The sequence below is a fragment of the Bradyrhizobium sp. 170 genome, from assembly GCF_023101085.1.
Taxonomy (GTDB): Bacteria; Pseudomonadota; Alphaproteobacteria; order Rhizobiales; family Xanthobacteraceae; genus Bradyrhizobium.
In genome coordinates this window covers 5,305,074-5,324,981 of the sequence record NZ_CP064703.1, presented here as the reverse complement: position 1 = coordinate 5,324,981, position 19,908 = coordinate 5,305,074, and the positions used below count along the sequence as shown (strand labels likewise).

Below are 19,908 nucleotides of genomic sequence, written 5' to 3'. Positions count from 1 at the left end.
GGCCTCAGCGCAGCGGCTTCTTCAGGAGCGAGAACCGGTCGGGGTCCAGCCCCATCGAGGGCTGCAGCATCGGCGCTTCCACCGGCGTCATGACGCGGGCGGCGGGCCGGTCGATGATGCCGGGATCATTTGGCGTGTCACGATTCGAGGTGGCGCCGCGCCAGCGGTCCAGCACGGCCAAGACGAAATGCATGTCGTGGCCGGCGGTGACCGACGGCACGGACGCGATGGTGGCTTCGCTGCGCGGCAGTTGGTGGACCGGAACCTCCTTGAAGCGCAGGCGCGTCGGCAGCGCCACGCCTTCGCCGAAGGCCAGCACTTCGCGGGTGCCGAGCGAGGGCACGAACGACAACAGGTTCGCGGCGGCGTCCGAGACCGCCGAGCGCAACAGCGCCTGGTCGCGGTCGTTGGCAAGCCGCATCGCAAACAGCGTGTTGCACTGGGAGATAATGGTGGCGTCGAGTTCTGCCGGACGCTGGGTGACGAGGCCGAGAAAGACGCCGTATTTGCGGCCTTCCTTGGCGATGCGCGAAACGGCTTTCCGGGTCGGGCCGAAACCGATGTTGCGGTCGGCCGAGGCGTAGCGGTGCGCCTCTTCGCAAACGAACAGCAGCGGCGACACGCCGTCGCTCCACAGGCCGAAATCGAACGCCATGCGGCACAGCACCGACACGACCGAATCGACGACTTCGGCGGGGAAGCCGGCGAGCTGCATGATGGTCATCGGCCGGCCATTGGCGGGCAGGCGGAACAGATGGCTGATCACCTCCGCCATGGTGTCGCCGCCGACATTGGCGTTGTCAAACATGAAGGTGTAGCGCGGATCGTTGCGCACGGTCTCGATGCGCGAAATCAGCTTGTGATAGATGATGCGCGAGGAGCGGTTCTCCAGCTTGCCCATCCGTTCATCGATCAGCGAGATCAGATCGGTCAGCCGGTAGGGCACCGGCGTATCGACGGTGTAGCCGCCAGACTTCGGGTCCATGCGCTTGAGCCCGAGCCGGTCGGAGTTCTGGTACTGGGTGTAGAGACCCTTCGCCATCGGGATGACTTCGGCGAGAACGTCGAGCTCTTCGGGCACGCCCGGGCGGCCGCCGAACAGCACGTCGACGATTTCTTCGAAATTGAACAGCCAGAACGGCAGTTTCAGGTTGCGCGGATTGAGCACCAGCGCACGATCGCCGAAGCAGCGGCCATACTCGTTGTGGACGTCGAGCAGGAATACCCGCAGGTTCGGCCGCGCCTTGAGAATCTCGTTGAGCAGCAGCGAAACGCTGGTCGATTTGCCGACGCCGGTGGAGCCGAGCACCGCGAAGTGCTTCGAAAGCATCTCCTCGACATCGACATAGGCGATCACGGAGCGGTCCTGCTGCAGGGTGCCGACATTGATCTGGTCCGACCCGCTCGGCGCATAGACGGTGCGGAGGTCCTGGGCGGTGACGAGGTCGACGGCATCGCCGATGGTCGGATAGTTGGTCACGCCGCGCTGAAACTTGGGGCGGTCCCCGCCGGAAATCTCGCCGAGCAGGTCAACCGACGCGGTCGCCATGTATTCATCGGAGCTCGTCTGGTTCTCGCACGACACCTCGGTGATCATCGCAATGATGGTGGTGGCCGCCGCACAGCGAATACTGATGAAGCGGCCGACGGTGGCGCGCGCTTCGGTGACGGGCATCGGGCCCGCGGCCACAAGTCCGACCCGGGCGAGGGAGCCGCGCACGGAAATCACACGTCCGAAGGATGTCACGGTGTTGAACCTGGCTCTCATGAATTGGGGTCTGACCCCCATTATGGGCGGCCTCGGCTAGCGAAACGGTTAAGCCGGAGAGGATTCGTATCAGCTAAATCCGCGACATCTCGGTCAGGAATCGTTTTCGCGACGGAGCCGCGTCAGCGCCGTCGGGTGTCAGTTACGCCGGAAAATAAGGGCTTTCTTGCATTTGCGGTCGCGCGCGATGCCGGCGTCGGATTAATCATTCGTTTACCACCTCGCACGAGAGCAGCGGCCCGCCGGCCGTGTCTCGGTAACCTCCGATGCCGGATCGCGGATTGGAGCCAGCACGTGTGCAGGGTAACCGATCGCTAACCGCAAGTTGTAACGCGCCTTCCATCAGTGCTGCGTAACACTACCGCGGGGCGCGCGATCAGTTGTCTGGGTTCCATTCGTGCGGACGCTTGTCGCATTCCAGGGCATGTCGGGTGAGCAACGAGGGCGGTCATCAAATATCGGGCGGTTCGGTCGGTTCTGCGCAAGGGGGCGGAACGGTCAAACTGCTTGCGGCCTGCTGCGTGCTGCTCGCGGCGGCGGTTGTCGGCGACATCGCGACCTCGGGATGGAGTCTTCGCGAACGCCTCTTGCTGGCGCTCGTCGCCGTGTTGGCCGTGGCCGCCGGACTGCTGCTGCGGCGTGGCCGGCTGACCGACCGGCGGTTGGCGGCCGAGCGGCGCCAGCTCTCGATTGCCGTGAACAATATCCCGCAAGGCCTTGTTCTCTATGATGCATCCGCGCGGATCATCATTTGCAACCAGCCCTATCTCGACATGTTCGGACTGTCGCCCGACGTGGCCAAGCCCGGCTGCACGATGCAGCGGCTGATCGCCCACCGCAAGGAAACCGGATCGTTCGATGGCGACGTCGACGCGTTCTGCAACGCGATCATCCAAACGGTGTCGCTCGGTAAAGCCACGCGTCAACTCACGCAGGCTCCGGGCGGCCGGGCGATCGAGATCATCAACCGGCCGCTGAAGGGCGGCGGCTGGGTGGCCACGATCGAAGACATCACGGAGCGCACGCGCGCCGACGAGAAGATCGCGCATCTGGCGCATTTCGACGGATTGACGGACCTGCCGAACCGGATCCTGTTCCGCGCACGGCTCGAACAGGCGCTCGAAGCGCTCCGGCCGGGCGAGCAACTGGCGGTGCTCTATATCGACATCGACGAGTTCAAGAGCGTCAACGATGCGCTGGGCCATCCGACCGGCGACGAGCTGCTCAAGGGCGTCGCCGAGCGCCTGCGCGGCTGCCTGGGAGGCGCCGATGTGGCGGCTCGTCTCGGCGGCGACGAGTTCGCCGTCATTCAAATGGCTATCAAGGACCGGTCGGAAGCCACTCGGCTCGTTGATGAAATCCATTCGGCGATCAGGCAGCCCTTTGAATGCATGGGGCACCTGATCAGCACCGATGCCAGCATCGGCATAGCGCTTGCCCCCGACGACGGGGTGGACCTCGACCATTTGTTGAGGAATGCGGACCTCGCCCTGTACGGCGCCAAGGGCGACGGACGGCGGACCTACCGCTTCTTCGAAGCCGGCATGGATCAGCGCGCCAAGGCGCGGCGAAGCCTGGAGCTCGAGCTGCGTCAGGCGATCAGCGACGGTAGCCTCGAGATCTACTATCAGCCGGTGGTGAATATCGAGGACGGCAAGGTCAGTTCCTGCGAGGCGCTGTTGCGGTGGCGGCATCCCGAACGCGGCATGATCTCGCCGGCGGAATTCATCCCGATCGCGGAAGACAGTGGCCTGATCAATCAGCTCGGCCTGTGGGTGCTCAATGCCGCCTGCGCCGAGGCCGTCACCTGGCCGGATCATGTCCGCGTCGCGGTCAACGTCTCACCGGTGCAGTTCAGGAGCCAGTCGCTGGCGTTGAACGTGGCGGCGGCGCTCGCGGCTTGCGGCCTTCCGGCAAGCAGGCTGGAGCTCGAGATCACCGAGGCCGTGCTCATTCGCGACGACGAGGCGGCGCTCGACATGCTGCATCAGCTGCGCAAGCTGGGTGTTCGGATCGCGCTGGACGATTTCGGCACCGGCTATTCTTCGCTCAGCTACCTGCAGCGTTTCCCGTTCGACAAGATCAAGATCGATCGCTCCTTCATCAAGGATATCGCCGGTCCGGGCGCATCCTCGTCCATCGTCCAGGCCGTGGTGAACATCGCGGCCGCGAGCGATATGACGACGACGGCGGAGGGTGTCGAAACCGAGCAGCAGCGGAATCTGCTGTATATCCTCGGCTGCACCGAGATGCAGGGCTACCTGTTCAGTCCCGCGATATCGGCCGCTGACATGAGGCGGTTGTTGCTCACGCACCGCGGCAGGGCCATGTCTGCTGCTTGAAGTCTGCTGCTTGAAGTCGGCTGCTTGAAACGCCGGGCGCGGCTTGCTATCCAGTTGTGCATAACAAGAAACAGGGCAGGGTGGACCGCGATGAATCGCGACAACGCATCTTGAACGATCCAGCGCCGCCTTCCGCGCTCGCACCATTCCGCGTCAGGAACTATCGCTTTCAATGGCCGGCCGATCTGCTCACCTCGTGGGCGTTCGAGATGGAAACGCTCATTCTGGGCTGGTACGTGCTGGTCGAGACCGGGTCGGTCCTGCTGCTCACTCTGTTCGCCTCGCTCGGCTATGTCGGTACGCTGGTAGCGCCGATGTTCGGCGTTGCCGGCGACCGGATCGGTCACCGCGATCTGCTGGCGATGATGCGGGCGACCTACGCGGTGCTGGCGGCCGTGCTGATGACGCTGGCGCTGTCGGGCCACCTTGCACCGGTCTACGTCTTCATGGTCGCGGCCGTGATGGGCATCGTCCGCCCATCGGACCTCGGCGTGCGCGGTGCGCTGGTTGCTAGCATCATGCCGCATGGCCAGTTGATCGGGGCGATCAGCATCTCGCGCACGACGATGGATACCGCGCGCATCGCCGGCGCGTTGAGCGGTGCCGGATTGTTTGCCGCGCTCGGCATGGGCCCGGCCTATGTGGCGATCGTCTGCCTCTATATTGCCGCGACCGCGCTGACGCTGTGCATCGTGGCGCCGGCAAAGCCGCAACTCGCGGGCGAGGCGGCCAGCGAGGCGCTGCAGCGTTCGCCGCTGCGCGACCTCAAGGAAGGTGTGGCCTACGTCTGGACCACGCCGCGGATGCAGGCTGCGTTGTGGGTCGCATTCCTGGCCAACCTGACGGCCTATCCACTCTCCAATGGCCTGCTGCCCTACATCGCCAAGGCGATTTACGGCACCAACCAGACCGGGCTGGGTTATCTGTCAGCGAGTTTCGCGATCGGCTCGCTGGCCGGCTCGATCGTGTTGAGCCTGATCCGCGATATCCGGGTGGCGCGGCTGATGATCGGCGCCACCGTCGTCTGGTATGCGACCTTGCTGATCTTCGTGCAGATGCAGACGGTGCCGACCGCGATCCTGTGCCTGGTGGTGGCGGGCTTTTCGCAAAGCCTCGCCATGATCTCGATCGCCGTCATCCTGATGCGGACCGCGAGCGAGAATTTCCGCGGCCGGGTGATGGGGGTGCGCATGATGGTGATCTATGGCCTGCCGATCGGCCTCTTGGCCGCCGGCAGCCTGATCGACGAGATCGGATTTGCGGCGACCGGAACACTCTACGCGGCGGCCGGCCTCGCGCTGATGCTGGCGATCGTGCTGCACTGGCGCGCCGATCTGTGGCACCTGCACGCGCCGGCGAATGCACGGTAGGCAGGCAGCCTCGGATCGCGCGGTCCCGTCGACCAGGGGGAACTTCCGATTGCGGGGGCACTTGGTCCGTGGCAGGCTCGGGACAGGCCATGGCGAAACGTACACCGCAGCGGAAAACCGCGATCACCAAGCACAAGGTCGCCGACGGCATCTACCTGCTTCGGTTCAAGACCCAGTATGAGCTGACGTCGACCTTCCTGCGCGTGCAGGAACATTACGAGTCGCCGCAGTTTCACGGCCGGATATTCACGCTCGAACAGTACATGGACTGGTACGTCGCCGAGAACGGCGCCTTTACCTACTTTCAGGACTGGTCGGGCTTCAACGTCCCATCGACCGCCTTCCAGCCCTTCTACGAGGGCAAATTCGATCCGCTGACCCGCAAGGAAAAGCGGCTGCTCGCCTTGTTCAGAAATCTGCAGGGAAACTTCTACGTCATCGGAATCTACGACGGCGGCAAGAAGGGGACCCTTACCCACGAACTCGCACATGCGCTGTTCTTCATCGATGACGACTACCGGCAGGCCGTGCGCGATGCGATGCGTGGCTACGACACATCAGCGCTCGAAGAGAAGCTGGCCAAGGCGGGCTATGCCCGCCACGTCATTCCGGATGAGGTACAAGCCTATATCGTGGCGCCTTCCGGCGAGCTGGGCGCGGCTTCGCGGGCGCTGATGCCGTTGCGCAGAAAATTACGCGCGCTATTCAGGCAGCATTCGGAGGAATTTTCGGTCCCCGCTATCCGTTGAATTTGTTCGTAATGAAAGTGACAGTTTCCGGCTGCCTGAAATAGTTGCAATGCCAGACGATTTTCGAGGTCTTGAAGTCACAAACGTCCTGCACGTTGAGAGGGAAATTGAGTTCGCCGAGTTCCGTCATTGAAAAGGTGTCAACGACGAGATCGTTATCACCAGGAAAGACGATATCGGCGGCGAGATCGCCCATCCGATCCTTGCGAAAATTTTGCCAGAACATCCACCCCGGATTGTCTGTCTCGAAGTTCGATTTGACCACGTAATACATCGGACTTACGGCGCAGGGGCCGAGCCGAAGCAGGTTGAGTTCGTGGTTGTTCTCGACCCTCGATTGGCCGGAAAGCCCGGGGATCAGCGCAACCAATGCATCGAGCAGGGGAGTGTTGGCGAGTGCACCGGTCACGGACACGATCACCTCGATCAACGAACTCGCGACCCAAAGGAACGGATTGGCGCCGCCGGCAAGCTTCATCGTGCCTGCAGCGAACGTGCCGATGTTTGAAAACAGGCTCATGGCATGCTGCAGCTTGTCGGGAGCCGCCAGCGACGTGCCGTGCAGCGGCGAGCCGGCAAAAACCACGCGCACCGGATTGTCGGGCGAAAGATCAAGCGACTTCCCGAACGCCTCCAGCCACCAACGGGCGATCAGTCCTCCGCGGCTATGCGCGATGACATCGATCTGCCCCGATGAGCCGGCCATGAACCGTCCGAGCTCGAGCGCATTGATGACCGGACTTACCGCGAGCGTCGCGTGCTCGAAGAATACGATATTGTCATATTTCCGCTCGCCGCTGTGAACCGCATTGAGGAATGCCTTGCCATGAGGCGTGGCGGCAAACTCTCCGAGCATATTGTCGGCGTTGGAGAAGGTCCCATGTACGAACATCAGCGTCCGGCCGGTAAATGGCCCGGAGATATCGGTCGCATCAAGAACAAATTTGTCGTTGGGCTGCCGTCGCAATGGCCGTAATCGCGAACGGAGTGTAGTCAGGATCGATGGATTGAGGTGCTGGTCGATGGTGCCGATTCCCGCGGTTACCTTGTTCGGGGCGAGCACAGGAAATTGTTTGGCGAGCACCAAGGTGCCGTCGGGGGCTGCGGGCAAACCGGCGCGTGCCCGCCTGCGACGCAGCGTGGAGCCGCTTGCCGGGACGCCGTCGCGCCAGAAGAGAACGCCATCCTCCTCCACCAGTGAAACGGTCTTGATCGGATTCTCCGGCGTGTTGCCGGCCCGGCGACGGCGCCGCCTCAGCCCGCTGACCGTTTCATCGTCCGGCCTGTACTCCACGTATAAGTCCTTGAAGATGTCCTTGTGTTCTTCCAGGGCCTTGAGTTGCGGCTGAAACCTTGTGGGATCTTCGAATATGTGTTGGGGCATGTTCGATTCCGTCACGCGTGGATGATCGGAAGAGGGGTGACCGGCGGCGATGCGGCGCGGGAAAGTTGAACGTCGAGCAGGCTGTCGAACTCTTTTCGACTGCGCAGGTTCGCTCGACCCTCCGTCTTGGCATCGCTGAAATTGCTGCCATTTGTCAGGAAGGTGGCCTCCAACATGATGAGATCGCCCGACATCACATAGGCCATGACCTCGGCGTAATTCAGCGTGGTCAGACGCCATCCATATCGATCGACATAGGGCAATCCAGCGTCGCGCGCGACCTTATCTCCCACGGCCGGTACCGTCGCCGGCACTTTTTTCACCGTGGCAAAGACTTCGTCATGAACCTTGTCCGATCGCCAATAGCCTACGAAAGCATGGCCCGTCAGCAGAACGAGAACCGGATATATGCCGACGTACTCGAGGCAAGATGCGAGCAGCAGCGCAAGATCGATGCATGTGCCCGAGTTGGACCCGACGATCTCGCTGGGCGTGCGCAGGCGTTGCGTCTTGTTCGAATAGGCCGGCGGCGGATTGATATACTGAAATCGGTACTCACTAACGAGAGCAGTCCACACCGACTGCACTTGCTTGTCGACAGCGTCCGGATCTTCCTGTTGGTAGCCGTCAAAGCCTGCGCCCAGATCGTCAGCGATCCCGATCAGGTATCGGCGCGCTGAGTTAATGATCTTGAGAATCGCCGGATCTCTCGGCAGCACAAACGAGGGCAGCCAGGGATTGTTCTCGGTGTCGTCGAGCCACTCATCGACGGGGATGAGGGTAACACGCCGGGTCTCCTCGCAGGCCGTGCGTCCCCCACAGGTTACCTTGACGTAGACGGTCGATTGCACGCGCTCGCGCAAGGCGCGCGAGAGGCTCGCGGTCAGCGGAATCATCACTTGCGATGCCAACGCGAGCTGCACTTCGTTGAGCACCGCAATCGTCTGTCGATACGGGTAGCTCTCGGCGCCGACGTAAAGCTCGACATGTACTGCGATGTCCTCGAGCGGACCTTCCACCAGTTTGGTCAGGGTGAGTTTGGAAAGGAGTTGCCGGCTATTGTGCAGCAACGAATAATTGACCTCAGCCCCGACGCCGAGGTCGACCAGGATCAGCTTGTCGATCGCGGTATTCCTGAGTAGTTGCAGATGAGCAAGCCGGCGTTCTTCCAGCTTCTTCGCCTCCACCTTTTTGGCCTTCGCGGACAGTCTCGACCGGACGCTCTTTCGCGACGCACCTGCCGGATCGAATATGCTCCGCCCCATCCAGATCACGATGCCCGTACCGTGCAGACGATCACTGCTCGGCATTTTTTGCCAAGCCGCCTGAAACGCCTCGGGGATGGTGAGAGGACTGCTATCCTTTTGCGGCCGGCACCACGCCCAATAGAAGGCCTGAAAGAAAAGCTCAGCCAGTTCGTCGTCGATCTCGTCGAGAAATCCAAGGGCGGCATGGGCGCCCTTGGCGACCAGTTCGCGGGCCGTGTGCGCTCCTGAATAGAACAGATTCAAGGTAACGACGTAGGGCGGCTTCTTTGAACTCACCAGAATGTCGGCCAATCCATTAGGGCCGTCGTAGCGGACGGGACGTTCGCTCTCGCCCGCCTCACGGAGTACCATTCCATCAAGAAGACGGCCGGACGCGGTGGCAATGTCGTTCCAGATAGCCGGCTTCTCCTTCGGAAAAACGTCGTAAAATCCTTTGACGAACCAGCCCGCCTGATGCGCATCGATGCCAGTGACGTGGATTGCATCCCACTTGTCTTTCTCTACTTCCTCTCTCAGCTCGGCAATCTGCGACGTTTTCTTGATCAGCATGTCGTCTTCAAACGGCCCGGTCGCGCCCACGGCCGCCCGGATGCGATCCTCCTCGTCGCCAAATACGTATGTGTCCTTCAGCCGGCCCGGCGCGCTCTCGACGAACAAAACCTGCTCGGGAGGGCGCGGAATGACGGCCGGCGAACCGTTGCGGAAGAGACGCGTAATGAGCAGGGATTGAAAACGCCCCTCGCTGCGGGTCGCGGCGCTGATCAGGTACTCCCAGGGGAGTTCGGCGGCGGCTTCGTGAATTCGGGTTTCGTCGGCGTCGCTGCGGTCCCAGTCGTGCAATTCGACTTCGATGCGGTCGACAAGGGCCAGTTGCCGGAGAAAGTCGCGATGGACGCCGATGCTGTTGAGGTCTTCGAGAGCCCGGTCACCGATCGTACAGCGAAGATCCGGGTCGGAGGCCCACCGCGCCCGCGCGCGCAGGATATAGTTCCACTGCTGCGCCAGACGCGGAAGACGCTCCGGGTGATCGGGTCTCGCCACCAGCACGCCGTTTTGCGCGCGGATCGTGACGAACTCCCTGCCGGAGCTCGATTTTGCAGTAGTGGGCTTCGGTGCTGGCTTTTTCGTATTCTGCTTGCTCAAACGTTTCGCCATCCGGGTCGCTCCCGATAGGACGCAAGGGGCCTTTGTGTGAGCCCCGTGAAATGTCGTAAAAAATGAATGCACGCTAAAGTAGTTACGATTGCTGTAGCAAAGATTTCGGGTCCGGCAAAGAGGCTTGCCGTTGCCGTCGCCTTCAGTCGGGCAGCGTCATGGATTTCGGGACACCTGTCAGCCGGGCGGAAGCAGCGCCGGGGGCCGATGCGCGTCACCCGATCGGGTGAGCGGCGGCCGGCGCGTTTGGCCAGCCACCTTACCTCACTGCATCTTGATATTCGCCTCTTTCAGCACCGGCTCCCACTTCGCGGCCTCGGCGCGCATAAAGGCGTCGAAATCCTTTGGCGAACTGCCAACCGGCGTGGCGCCCATCTTTTCCAGCGCGGTCAGAACCACCGGATCCTTCAGCGCGGCGGCGAGGTCGGCGTGGATCTTGGCGACCAGGTCAGGCGCCATGCCGGCGGGGCCGAGAAAACCCCACCAGACCGAGGCGTCATAGCCGGGGATGCCTGCCTCCGCGATCGTGGGAACGTCAGGCAATGCCTTCGAGCGCTGCGCCGTCGTCACCGCAAGTGCGCGCACCGCATTGCCTTCGAGTTGGCCGACGACCTCGGGCAGCGGATTGACGCTCATCGGAATTTCGCCTGATATCACGGCGGTGAGGGCAGGGGCGCCGCCCTTGTAGGGGATCGCCTGGATCTTGACCTTGGCCATGTAGTTGAGAAGCTCACCGGCGAGATGGGCCGAGGTGCCGTTGCCGGACATGCCGTACGATAATGACTCCGGCTTTTCGCGTGCGGTCGCCAGCAACTCCTGCAAATTCTTCACCGGGCTGTTTTTGGACACCACGATCGCCAGCGGCGAATAGGCGATCGCGCTGATGGCGGTAAAATCCTTGAAGGTGTCGTAGGGCAGTTTTGGATAGAAGAACTGGTTCAGCGGATGGCCGCTTGCCACCAGGATCAGCGTGTAGCCGTCCGGCGCCGATTGCGTGAGCGCCTGCGAGGCGATTGTCCCGCCGGCGCCCGGACGATTTTCGATCACCGGCTGTTGCCCCCACGTCTTCGACAGCGATTGCCCGAGCGTGCGCGCCAGCACGTCGACGGCGCCGCCGGCGGCGTAGGGCACCAGGATGCGCACGGGCCTGGTCGGGAACGGCTCCGCATAAACGTTGGTGCCGGCCAGCGTAAACAGGGCGGCCGCGATGCTGCGGATGATTGTTCTGCGTGGGGACATGAGGCGAAATCCTTCCTTGTTGGGTGTATCATTTGAGAAATTCATGCGTCGCACCTCGTTCGTGCGCGCCAGTTGCGAGGTCGCTACTCCGCGGCCGAAATCATGGCGCCGCGCAATCCGGCGCGTGCGATTGCTGCGCCGACCACGCCTTCCGACTTCACCTCATTCGTGAACTGGCGGATGAAAGCCATTGCCTGCTCGCGTCCCTTGGGAATGGCGACGGCGTGCCGCTCGATCCCCCAGCGGCCTTCGAGGACTTTCGACCCCGGCAGTTTCTCCGCCATTTCGAACAGCGTGGCCTTGTTGGTCGCGTAGGCATTGATCGCGCCGGTCGCCATCATCTCGATCGCGACATCGAAAGTGGCGGCGCGAACGATCTGAGCATGCTTGAAGTCGCGCGAAAGGGTGGCGTCGGACGAACTGCCCGCGGTCACGCCGACGCGCAGCCCCGGTGCATCTACCTCCGCCGGCGTTGTCAGCTCGGAGCCGTGCGGGACGAGATAGCCGAGTTCGATTTCGAGATAGGGCGGGCCGAAATCCATATCCCGCGCCCGCACCGCCGTAGCATTGGTGAAGGCGACGTCCAGGCTTCCGTCTTTGACCGCGAAGAGGACGTCGGCGTTTCTGGCAAACACGATCGGCTCATAGGGGACGCCAAGCCGGCGCGCGAGCTCCTTGCCGAGATCGTAGCCGACGCCGCGCGGCCCGCCCGATCCGGCATCCGGCAGGATCGAGGTCGGCGTGCCCTGATAGAGTCCGGCCCGCAAGACGCCTGTTGGCGCCAGTATCAGGCGCGGTTCCGGATCGGCCGCGATGGCAGGGCCGACGCCACGCCAGGCCAGTGCGCCGGCAACGATCAGAAACGCAACGATGATCCGACGCATCCGGCGGTTCTCCCTTGTCATCCCGGGGCCAGTCGCGGTGGCTGCCCACCACCCAGATGTTTGTTGACTAGACCTGATATTTTGTACAAACGTACAAAAGTCGAGAGCGGAAAGCAAATCCCATGACGCGAAATCCCAACATGCGGGAAGCCATCCTGAGTGCGGCCGAGCTGTTGTTCTCGACGCGCGGCTTCAATGCCGTGTCGATCCGCGACATCGCGCTGGAGGCCGGCGCCAATCCGGGCAGCATCACCTATCATTTCAAGAGCAAGGACGGCTTGCTGCTTGAAATCTACAAGCGCCATTGCGGTCCCATGAACAAGCGCCGCATCGAGTTGCTGGTGGCGGCACGGCGCGTGCGCGACGTTCAGGACCGGCTGGAGGCGATCGTGCGGGCCTATGTGCAGCCGGCGTTTTCATCGAGCAGCGACCTCGCCGGCGGCGGGGCGCGCTTCACGCGGCTGAGGGCCGTGATGTCGGCCGAAGGCAACGCCGTGGTGGGGCGCATCATCGCGGAGATCTTCGACGACACCACCAACGCCTTTATCGAGGCGATCGAGGAAAGTCTGCCGCATCTGCCGCGGACGACGATCGTGTGGCGGTCGCAGTTCCTGCTCGGCGCACTCTATTATACCCTCGTCAGCCCGGAGCGGGTCACGCGGCTGTCGCGCGGCGAAGCTGATGGCGCCGATATGGCGGAAGCGATCGAGCAACTCGTCGCGTCGACGGTCGCCTCGTTGCAGGCGTCAGATGTAGATCATCTCGACACAGCCTCACGCCAGGCGAAACCCACCCAGCCGCCTGCAAAGGGCCTTGCTGGAAAGCGGAAAGAAAATTCGACTTCATGAATATCGCGACGCCATGAAGCGCGACCAAAACACTGCAGAAGGCACCATGCACAAGCCGACGATTCCCGGACCCGATCCCGATACGCGAACGCCGAAATTCAAACTTCCGGCGCTGGCGTGTGACGCGCATACCCACATCTTCGGCCCCGGTGACAAATACCCCTACGCGCCGGGACGGCCCTATACGCCGCCCGATGCGCCGCTGGAGGATTTCCGGGCGCTGCACAGGAAGATCGGGATCGGCCGCGCCGTCATCGTCAACGCCAGCGTGCACGGCACCGACAACCGCGTGGCGCTTGATGCCATCGCCGTAAGCAACGGAACCTTTCGCGCCGTCGCCAATATCGACGATACCATCACCGAGCGTGGCCTTCGCGAACTGCACGAAGGCGGTTTCCGCGGTTGCCGCTTCAACTTCGTGCGCCATCTCGGCGGGGTGCCCGACATGGCAGCCTTCCATCGCATCGTCGCGATGGTTGCGCCGCTCGGCTGGCATATCGATCTGCATTTCGACGCGATCGACCTGCCTGAATATGCAGAGATGCTGGCAAGATTGCCGGTTCGATACACCATCGATCACATGGGGCGCGTCAAGGCGTCTGACGGTCTCGACCAGCTTCCGTTCCGGACGCTGATTGACCTGATGACGCGGGATGAGAAATGCTGGGTCAAGGTGTGCGGCTGCGAGCGCGTGTCATCCGGCGGCCCGCCGTTCCACGACGCGGTGCCGTTCGCGCGCCGTATCGTCGAGACCGCGCCGGACCGCGTGATCTGGGGGACCGACTGGCCGCATCCCAATGTGAAGGTGATGCCCAATGACGGCGATCTGGTCGACCTCATTCCGCTGTTTGCGCCGGAGCCCGAGCTGCAGCAGAAGATCCTGGTCGACAATCCGGCGCGATTGTTCGAGTTTTGAAGGAGCGCGTGCGATGGCGGACAAGCGATACACCCTGAGCCGGCGCGGCGTGTCGTTCGCCGGGATGGCTATGCTGGTGGCGGCGTTGTTCCTGCCGCAAATCGCCGACGCGCAGAATTATCCAAACAGGCCGGTGCGGCTGATCCTGCCGTTCGGCGCGGGCGGGGTTGCCGACGTCACGGCGCGGCTCGTTACCGAAAAACTCGGCGAAAAGCTCGGCCAGCGCTTCGTCATCGAGAACATGGCGGGCGCCGGCGGCATCAACGCCGCGCGTGCCGTGCTGTCCGCGCCCGCGGACGGCTATACCCTGGCGCTGTTCTCTAACGGCTCCGCGATTTCCGTGTCGCTGTTCAAGAACCTGACGTTCAACCCGGTGACCGATTTCGCTCCGGTTTCGAGCATGGGATATTTCGACTTCATCTTCGTGACGCAAGCCGGCTCACCATATACGACACTGGCTGAATTCATCAAGGCGGCCAAGGCAAAACCCGGCATGCTCAATGTCGGCACCATCAATGTCGGGTCGACCCAGAATCTTGCGGCGCAATTGTTCAAATCGACCGCCGGTGTCGATGTCACCATCGTGCCGTTCCGCAGCTCGCCGGATGTGCTGATCGCGCTGCTGCGCGGCGATATCCAGATGGCGATCGAGAATTACAGCGCGGTGCAGTCGCATGTTGCCGACAAGGCGGCCATTGCGGTGTCGTCTTCGGGCACGATCCGGACCACGTTCCTGCCTGACGTGCCGACGGTGAAGGAAGCGGGTGGCGGCGATTTCGAGGCGCGGTCCTGGAACGCGATTTTTGCACCCAAGGGCACGCCGCCGGAGGTGATCAAGACCCTCAACGCCGCGCTGCGCGAAGTGCTCGGCATGCCGGAGCTAAAGAAGCGCGCACTCGATCTCGGCATCGAGGCCAAGGCCAGTTCGCCCGAGGAGATCCTCGACCGGCTGAAGGCCGATATCGACAAATGGGCCGCGGTGATCGAACGGGCGGGAATAGCGAAGCAATAGCCGCGCTTCCCGTGCGACCGGCAGCAAGTAGAAGCGAAGGAGGAAATCCAGATCATGAGCAATGCTGGCAAAACGGGCCTGGTGGTCACGGCGCATCCCGGCGATTTCGTCTGGCGCGCGGGCGGCGCGATCGCGCTGCATGTGAAGAAAGGTTATCGCGTCAAGATTGCCTGCCTGTCGTTTGGCGAGCGTGGCGAGAGCCAGTTCGCCTGGAAGGAGGCGGGCGCGACGATGGAGAAGGTCAAGGCCGGAAGGCGCGACGAGGCGCAGCGTGCGGCGGAGATGCTGGGTGCGGAAATCGAATTCTTCGACGCAGGCGATTATCCGTTGCGGCTTAACGAGGCGCATTTCGACCGCATGGTCGATATCTACCGCGAGCTCAATCCATCCTTCGTGCTGACCCATGCGCTGGAGGATCCCTATAATTTCGATCATCCGAACGCCGCGCACTTCGCTCAGGAAACCCGCGTGGTCGCGCAGGCGATGGGGCACAAGCCCGGCGCCAAATACACCTATTCGGCGCCGCCGGTGTTCTTGTTCGAGCCACACCAGCCGGAGATGTGCAATTTCAAGCCGCAGGTGATCCTCAACATCGACGAGGTCTGGGAGATCAAACGCAAGACGTTCGAAATTCTCGCCGCGCAAAAGCACCTGTGGGCCTATTATGAGCGGGTCGCGCTGCAGCGGGGCGTGCAGGGCGGCCGCAATACGGGCAAGCCGATGACTTATGGCGAGGCTTATCAGCGGCTGTTCCCGATGGCGATGGAGGAACTGGCATGAAGACCGTCGTCGTCCGCAACATCAAGCGAACCGATGCCGAGCTCGTCAAACGGCTGGGTGCGCTCGGCGTCGCCACCGCGCATGAGGCCTATGGCCGCTTCGGGCTGATGAAGCCCTATCTTCGTCCGGTCTGGAGCGGGGCCGAGACGTCAGGCACCGCCGTGACCGTACTGGCGCAGCCCGGCGACAACTGGATGATCCATGTCGCGGTAGAGCAGTGCAAGCCCGGCGACGTCTTGGTGGTCGGCTGTACCACCGACAACACCGACGGCATGTTCGGCGATCTGCTGGCGACTTCGCTGATGGCGCGCGGCGTCAAGGGGCTCGTCATCGATGCTGGCGTTCGCGACGCCAAATCGCTTCGCGAAATGGGCTTTCCGGTGTGGTCGAAGGCGATCTCGGCCAAGGGCACGGTGAAGGCGACGCTGGGCGCGGTCAATGTGCCCGTGGTCTGCGCCGGGATCAACGTGGTGCCGGGCGATGTAGTCGTTGCCGATGACGATGGTGTGGTGGTGATCGGACGCAAGGACGCGGCCGATGTTGTAACCAAGGGCGAGAAGCGCATCGCCGACGAAGACGGCAAACGCCAAAAGCTCGCCGCGGGCGTCCTCGGCCTCGACATGTACAATATGCGCGAACCGCTGGCGAAAGCCGGGCTCGTCTATGTCGACGAGCTGGAGGAGGAGTGAGGTGGTGATGCGCCTGCGGACCTTGCTCGGCGACCATCCCGGCACGGCCGCGCTCAAGAACGGGTCGGTCAAATCCGACCTGGTTCAGTTCGACTTTGCCGACTATTCGCCGACCAACAAAGGCTTCAAGCCGATGGTCCGTGAAGGCGCGTTCGACGTCTCGGAAATGGCGATCGTCACTTATCTGATGGCGAAGTCTTTTGAGAAGCCGATGGTGCTGTTGCCGGATATCGTGCTGGCGCGGTTCCAGCATGGGCACGCGCTTTACAATGCAAGAGCGGGAAAGCTCGCGCCGCGCGACCTCAACGGCAAGCGCGTCGGTATTCGCTCATTCACCACCACGACCGGTGCATGGCTGCGCGGCATTCTTGCCAACGATTACGGCGTCGATCTCGGTTCGATCGACTGGGTGACCTTCGAGGACGCCCATGTCGCCGAATTCGTGGATACGACCAAGCGGGCGGGCGCTGGCAAGCAGATCATCCAGATGCTGATCGACGGCGAACTCGATGCGGTGCTCGGCGAGAAATCGGATCATGCGGATTTGAAGCCGCTGTTTGCCGATGTCGCTGCGGAAGAGAAAGCCTGGTTCGAGAAAAACAAGGTGGTGCCGATCAATCACATGGTGGTGGTGAGCCAGGCACTGTCCGACAAGAATCCGGACGTGGTACGGGAGGTCCATCGGCTGCTCGCCGAATCTGCTGCCGCTTCATCCGCCGCGCCGCATTTTGACCGAGCCGAGATGCAGCGTTCGCTGGAACTGATCATCAGCTATTCCGCGCAGCAAAAACTCATTCCGCGTGCGTTCTCGGTGGATGAACTGTTCGACGACGTGACGCGGGCGCTTAGGTAGCCATCCGCACAGCAGTCGTCGCCCGCGAAGGCGGGCGATCCAGTATTCCAGAGACGTTCGTGCTCGACCGAGAAGCCGCGGCGTACTGGATCCCCGCTTTCGCGGGGGATGACGAACCGAGAAACTTTAGCGATCAGGAGCAACACAATGACCCCCGAGCCGATTTTCGATCTCGCCCATCTCGGCCACATGGAATTGCTGACGCCGAAGCCGGACGAGAGCCTGAAATTCTTCGTCGACGTCATGGGCATGACCGTCAGCGGACGAAAAGACGAGTCGGTCTATTTGCGCGGTTGGGACGATTACGAGCGCTATTCGCTCAAGCTGACGGCCGCGAAAACATCGGGCATGGAGCACATGGCGCTGCGCGCCCGCAGCCCGCAGGCGCTGGAGCGCCGCGTCGCCGCGCTGAAGGGATCGGGCTTCGACATCGGCTGGGTTGACGGCGACATGGGGCAGGGACCGGCGTTCCGCTGCCGCGATCCCGATGGCCATATCGTCGAACTCTACTACGAGACCGAATGGTATCAGGCGCCGCCCGAACTCAAGCCGGCGCTGAAGAACCAGGCGCAGCGCTTTCCCGCCCGCGGCGTCAATGTCCGCCGGCTCGATCACCTCAATTGCCTCGCCGTCGACATCAAGGCCAACCGGCTCTTCTTCGAAAACTATCTTGGCCTGCGCACCACCGAGCAGATCGTGCTCAACGACGGCACCGAAGCCGCGATGTGGATGACGATGTCGAACAAGAGCTACGACTTCGCCTATACCCGCGATCACTACGGCAAGGCCGGCCGCTTCCATCATGTCACCTACGCCCTCGACAGCCGCGAGGAAATTTTGCGCGCCGCCGATATCTTTCTCGAAAACGGCGTTCACATCGAGACCGGCCCGCACAAGCACGCGATCCAGCAGACGTTCTTCCTTTATGTCTACGAACCCGGCGGCAACCGCGTCGAGGTCGCCAACGCCGGCGCCCGCCTGATCCTCGCGCCCGACTGGAAGCCGATCGTCTGGACCGAGGAAGAGCGCAAGAAGGGCCAGGCGTGGGGGCTGAAGACGATCGAGTCGTTTCACACCCACGGTACGCCGCCGGTCACGATCGGCTGAGCCCGATCGGACCGCCTATCCTGCGGCCTCGTTGATTCGGGTCACATGCCGGCGGTACTGCGCCTAGACATGGCGCGCAACCGGTCGAGGCCCTTCTCGATCGAATCCCGCGTCGGACGGACGAATAATCTCGCGCCCAGCCACGATATCCGGCCGGCAATCGCTGCCGCGATGATTCCGGACGAGGCTGCCGGATTGGTGGGGGCCGTTGAATCCGCACGGGTCGGTGAAAGGAGATTTCGGGCCGCGTCCATCGCCGGCTTCTCGATCCAGCGATAGGTCAGCGCGGCGACGGGGACAATCAGCACGGTCAGTATGAGCGCCGGCAACACCGCCTGTTCCGGCGTTCCCAGCAGCATCAGCTTCTCCTGATTGTGCCAGCCCACCAGGTTGAGATGAGCCTTTTGCCCAACGAAGGAGACCCCCATCTTCGTCACCTGAAACAGGAATGTGTGGATCATGTAGATCGAGTAAGACCACAAGCCGAGCTTTTGCAGGATGGACGAACGCAATATTTTCGAAATGGCGCCCTGATCGTACGAAAAAACGTAAAGGACGATGATCGCGAGCAGCGGAAACGCATAATGCGATGGGCCCCAGGGTCTGGTCGCAGCAAACGCAATGACCAGCACCACACAGCACGCCTCCCATAAATTCGGCGCCGTCAGCCGGTCGTCCGAACGCTCCCGCAGATGATACGCCAGGCAGCCCGCGAAGAAGCCGAACATGGCGCGCAGGACGCCCCAGTCGGACGAGACAAACAGCGCCTCTGGCGAAACCTGGTAGAGCAGCGCCGCGGCCGCCAGACAAAGTGCGAGGAAGATCGCATAGCGCTGGCGCGGGAAAAGCAGGACCACTGTCGCGAACAGGATCGACACGTAGAACTCGACGGCCGCACTCCAGGCGGGGCCATTCCATGACAATCCAGCGTGCAGATTGAAAGACTGCAGAAACAGGATGTTCGTGACGATCTCCCAGAGCGAGCGACCCGGACCAAAGGCTTGGGAATCCAGCGCGAACGCGGTATCGGCGCGGCTGAAGATGAACTTGCCGGTCTCAAGTCCGACGAACAGGGTCAATATCACGATGTGCAACGGCCAAAGGCGGGCAAACCTCATCGCCACAAAACGAATGCTCTCAGCGCGATCGTTGAGACGTTGGCCATAGGCGTGACAGAGCACGAAGCCGGACAGGGCGAAGAACATGTCCACGCAAAACTGCAGATTGGCGAATGAGCCGATGTCTTTAAGAGCATGGTAAACGGGGACGTGGAACAAGACCACGAGCAGCGCGCAGACGCCGCGCAGCGCATCGAGTGCCTCAAAACGAGCCGCAATCGCAGATTTTGTTCCCAGCATGATACATCTCGTCCATGGTTCTTTCAGGTTGTATCTCCGTCAGCAAGAGCGGGGCCACAAACCCGGCAAGATCGGGCTCGAGCCCGAATGTTCCGTACCCATGGCAGGGTGCCGGTGAGAGACGTCGTATCCCCGGCCATTGCGCCGATCGTGTTGCGCACCACCTTGATGCATGGGCGTGAAAGA

Annotated in this window: 15 protein-coding genes and 1 pseudogene; 10 read left to right on the top strand and 6 right to left on the bottom strand. The window is 62.3% G+C overall.

Going from position 1 to position 19,908, the window contains the following annotated elements:
• Nucleotides 1-4: 4 nt before the first annotated feature.
• Nucleotides 5-1,768, bottom strand: coding sequence for an ATP-binding protein (locus IVB05_RS24830; RefSeq protein ID WP_247778535.1), 1,764 nt, complete (start codon nt 1,766-1,768; stop codon nt 5-7).
• 596 nt (nt 1,769-2,364) lie between these two features.
• Here IVB05_RS24830 and IVB05_RS24825 point away from each other — a divergent pair.
• From IVB05_RS24825 to IVB05_RS24815, 3 genes and pseudogenes are all read left to right on the top strand, one after another.
• Nucleotides 2,365-4,110: pseudogene (locus IVB05_RS24825) on the top strand (EAL domain-containing protein); the annotation flags it as partial.
• Between the two features lie 110 nt (nt 4,111-4,220).
• Entirely contained in the window at nt 4,221-5,480 is a 1,260-nt protein-coding gene (locus IVB05_RS24820; protein WP_247778534.1) for an MFS transporter, read from the top strand.
• 89 nt (nt 5,481-5,569) lie between these two features.
• A complete protein-coding gene (locus IVB05_RS24815) occupies nt 5,570-6,229 on the top strand; it encodes an ABC transporter ATP-binding protein (RefSeq protein ID WP_247778533.1) in 660 nt (219 codons plus the stop codon).
• On the opposite strand, the gene IVB05_RS24810 is transcribed toward IVB05_RS24815, so the two are convergent.
• The 4 genes from IVB05_RS24810 to IVB05_RS24795 form a co-directional block, all read right to left on the bottom strand.
• Nucleotides 6,219-7,613: a hypothetical protein gene (locus IVB05_RS24810; protein WP_247778532.1), complete on the bottom strand. Its 1,395-nt coding sequence runs from the start codon at nt 7,611-7,613 to the stop codon at nt 6,219-6,221. The genes IVB05_RS24815 and IVB05_RS24810 overlap by 11 nt on opposite strands.
• A gap of 11 nt (nt 7,614-7,624) precedes the next feature.
• A complete protein-coding gene (locus IVB05_RS24805) occupies nt 7,625-10,036 on the bottom strand; it encodes a hypothetical protein (RefSeq protein ID WP_247778531.1) in 2,412 nt (803 codons plus the stop codon).
• Nucleotides 10,037-10,300: 264 nt separating this feature from the next.
• Nucleotides 10,301-11,275, bottom strand: coding sequence for a tripartite tricarboxylate transporter substrate binding protein (locus IVB05_RS24800; protein ID WP_247778530.1), 975 nt, complete (start codon nt 11,273-11,275; stop codon nt 10,301-10,303).
• 83 nt (nt 11,276-11,358) lie between these two features.
• Complete coding sequence (locus tag IVB05_RS24795; RefSeq protein WP_247778528.1) at nt 11,359-12,159, bottom strand: transporter substrate-binding domain-containing protein; 801 nt, start codon at nt 12,157-12,159, stop codon at nt 11,359-11,361.
• A gap of 122 nt (nt 12,160-12,281) precedes the next feature.
• On the opposite strand from IVB05_RS24795, the gene IVB05_RS24790 reads away from it, so the two are divergent.
• The 7 genes from IVB05_RS24790 (at nt 12,282) to IVB05_RS24760 (ending at nt 18,364) form a co-directional block, all read left to right on the top strand.
• The gene (locus IVB05_RS24790) at nt 12,282-13,007 is read left to right on the top strand and encodes a TetR/AcrR family transcriptional regulator (protein WP_247778527.1); all 726 of its coding nucleotides are present in this window, start codon (nt 12,282-12,284) and stop codon (nt 13,005-13,007) included.
• A gap of 13 nt (nt 13,008-13,020) precedes the next feature.
• Nucleotides 13,021-13,923, top strand: coding sequence for an amidohydrolase family protein (locus IVB05_RS24785; RefSeq protein ID WP_247778525.1), 903 nt, complete (start codon nt 13,021-13,023; stop codon nt 13,921-13,923).
• Nucleotides 13,924-13,936: 13 nt separating this feature from the next.
• Nucleotides 13,937-14,935, top strand: a complete 999-nt coding sequence (locus tag IVB05_RS24780; protein ID WP_247778524.1) for a tripartite tricarboxylate transporter substrate-binding protein — start codon at nt 13,937-13,939, stop codon at nt 14,933-14,935.
• Nucleotides 14,936-14,989: 54 nt separating this feature from the next.
• Entirely contained in the window at nt 14,990-15,715 is a 726-nt protein-coding gene (locus IVB05_RS24775) for a PIG-L deacetylase family protein (RefSeq protein WP_247778522.1), read from the top strand.
• Nucleotides 15,712-16,404: a 4-carboxy-4-hydroxy-2-oxoadipate aldolase/oxaloacetate decarboxylase gene (locus IVB05_RS24770; RefSeq protein ID WP_247778521.1), complete on the top strand. Its 693-nt coding sequence runs from the start codon at nt 15,712-15,714 to the stop codon at nt 16,402-16,404. The genes IVB05_RS24775 and IVB05_RS24770 overlap by 4 nt, the downstream gene beginning before the upstream one ends.
• Nucleotides 16,405-16,411: 7 nt before the next feature.
• Entirely contained in the window at nt 16,412-17,257 is an 846-nt protein-coding gene (locus IVB05_RS24765) for a hypothetical protein (protein WP_247778520.1), read from the top strand.
• Nucleotides 17,258-17,404: 147 nt separating this feature from the next.
• Nucleotides 17,405-18,364, top strand: coding sequence for a catechol 2,3-dioxygenase (locus IVB05_RS24760; protein ID WP_247778519.1), 960 nt, complete (start codon nt 17,405-17,407; stop codon nt 18,362-18,364).
• A 41-nt stretch (nt 18,365-18,405) separates the two neighbouring features.
• Here the strand turns inward: IVB05_RS24760 and IVB05_RS24755 are convergent, their stop codons facing one another.
• On the bottom strand, nt 18,406-19,722 hold the full coding sequence (locus IVB05_RS24755; protein ID WP_247778518.1) for an acyltransferase: 1,317 nt from the start codon (nt 19,720-19,722) through the stop codon (nt 18,406-18,408).
• Between the last annotated feature and the right edge of the window lie 186 nt (nt 19,723-19,908).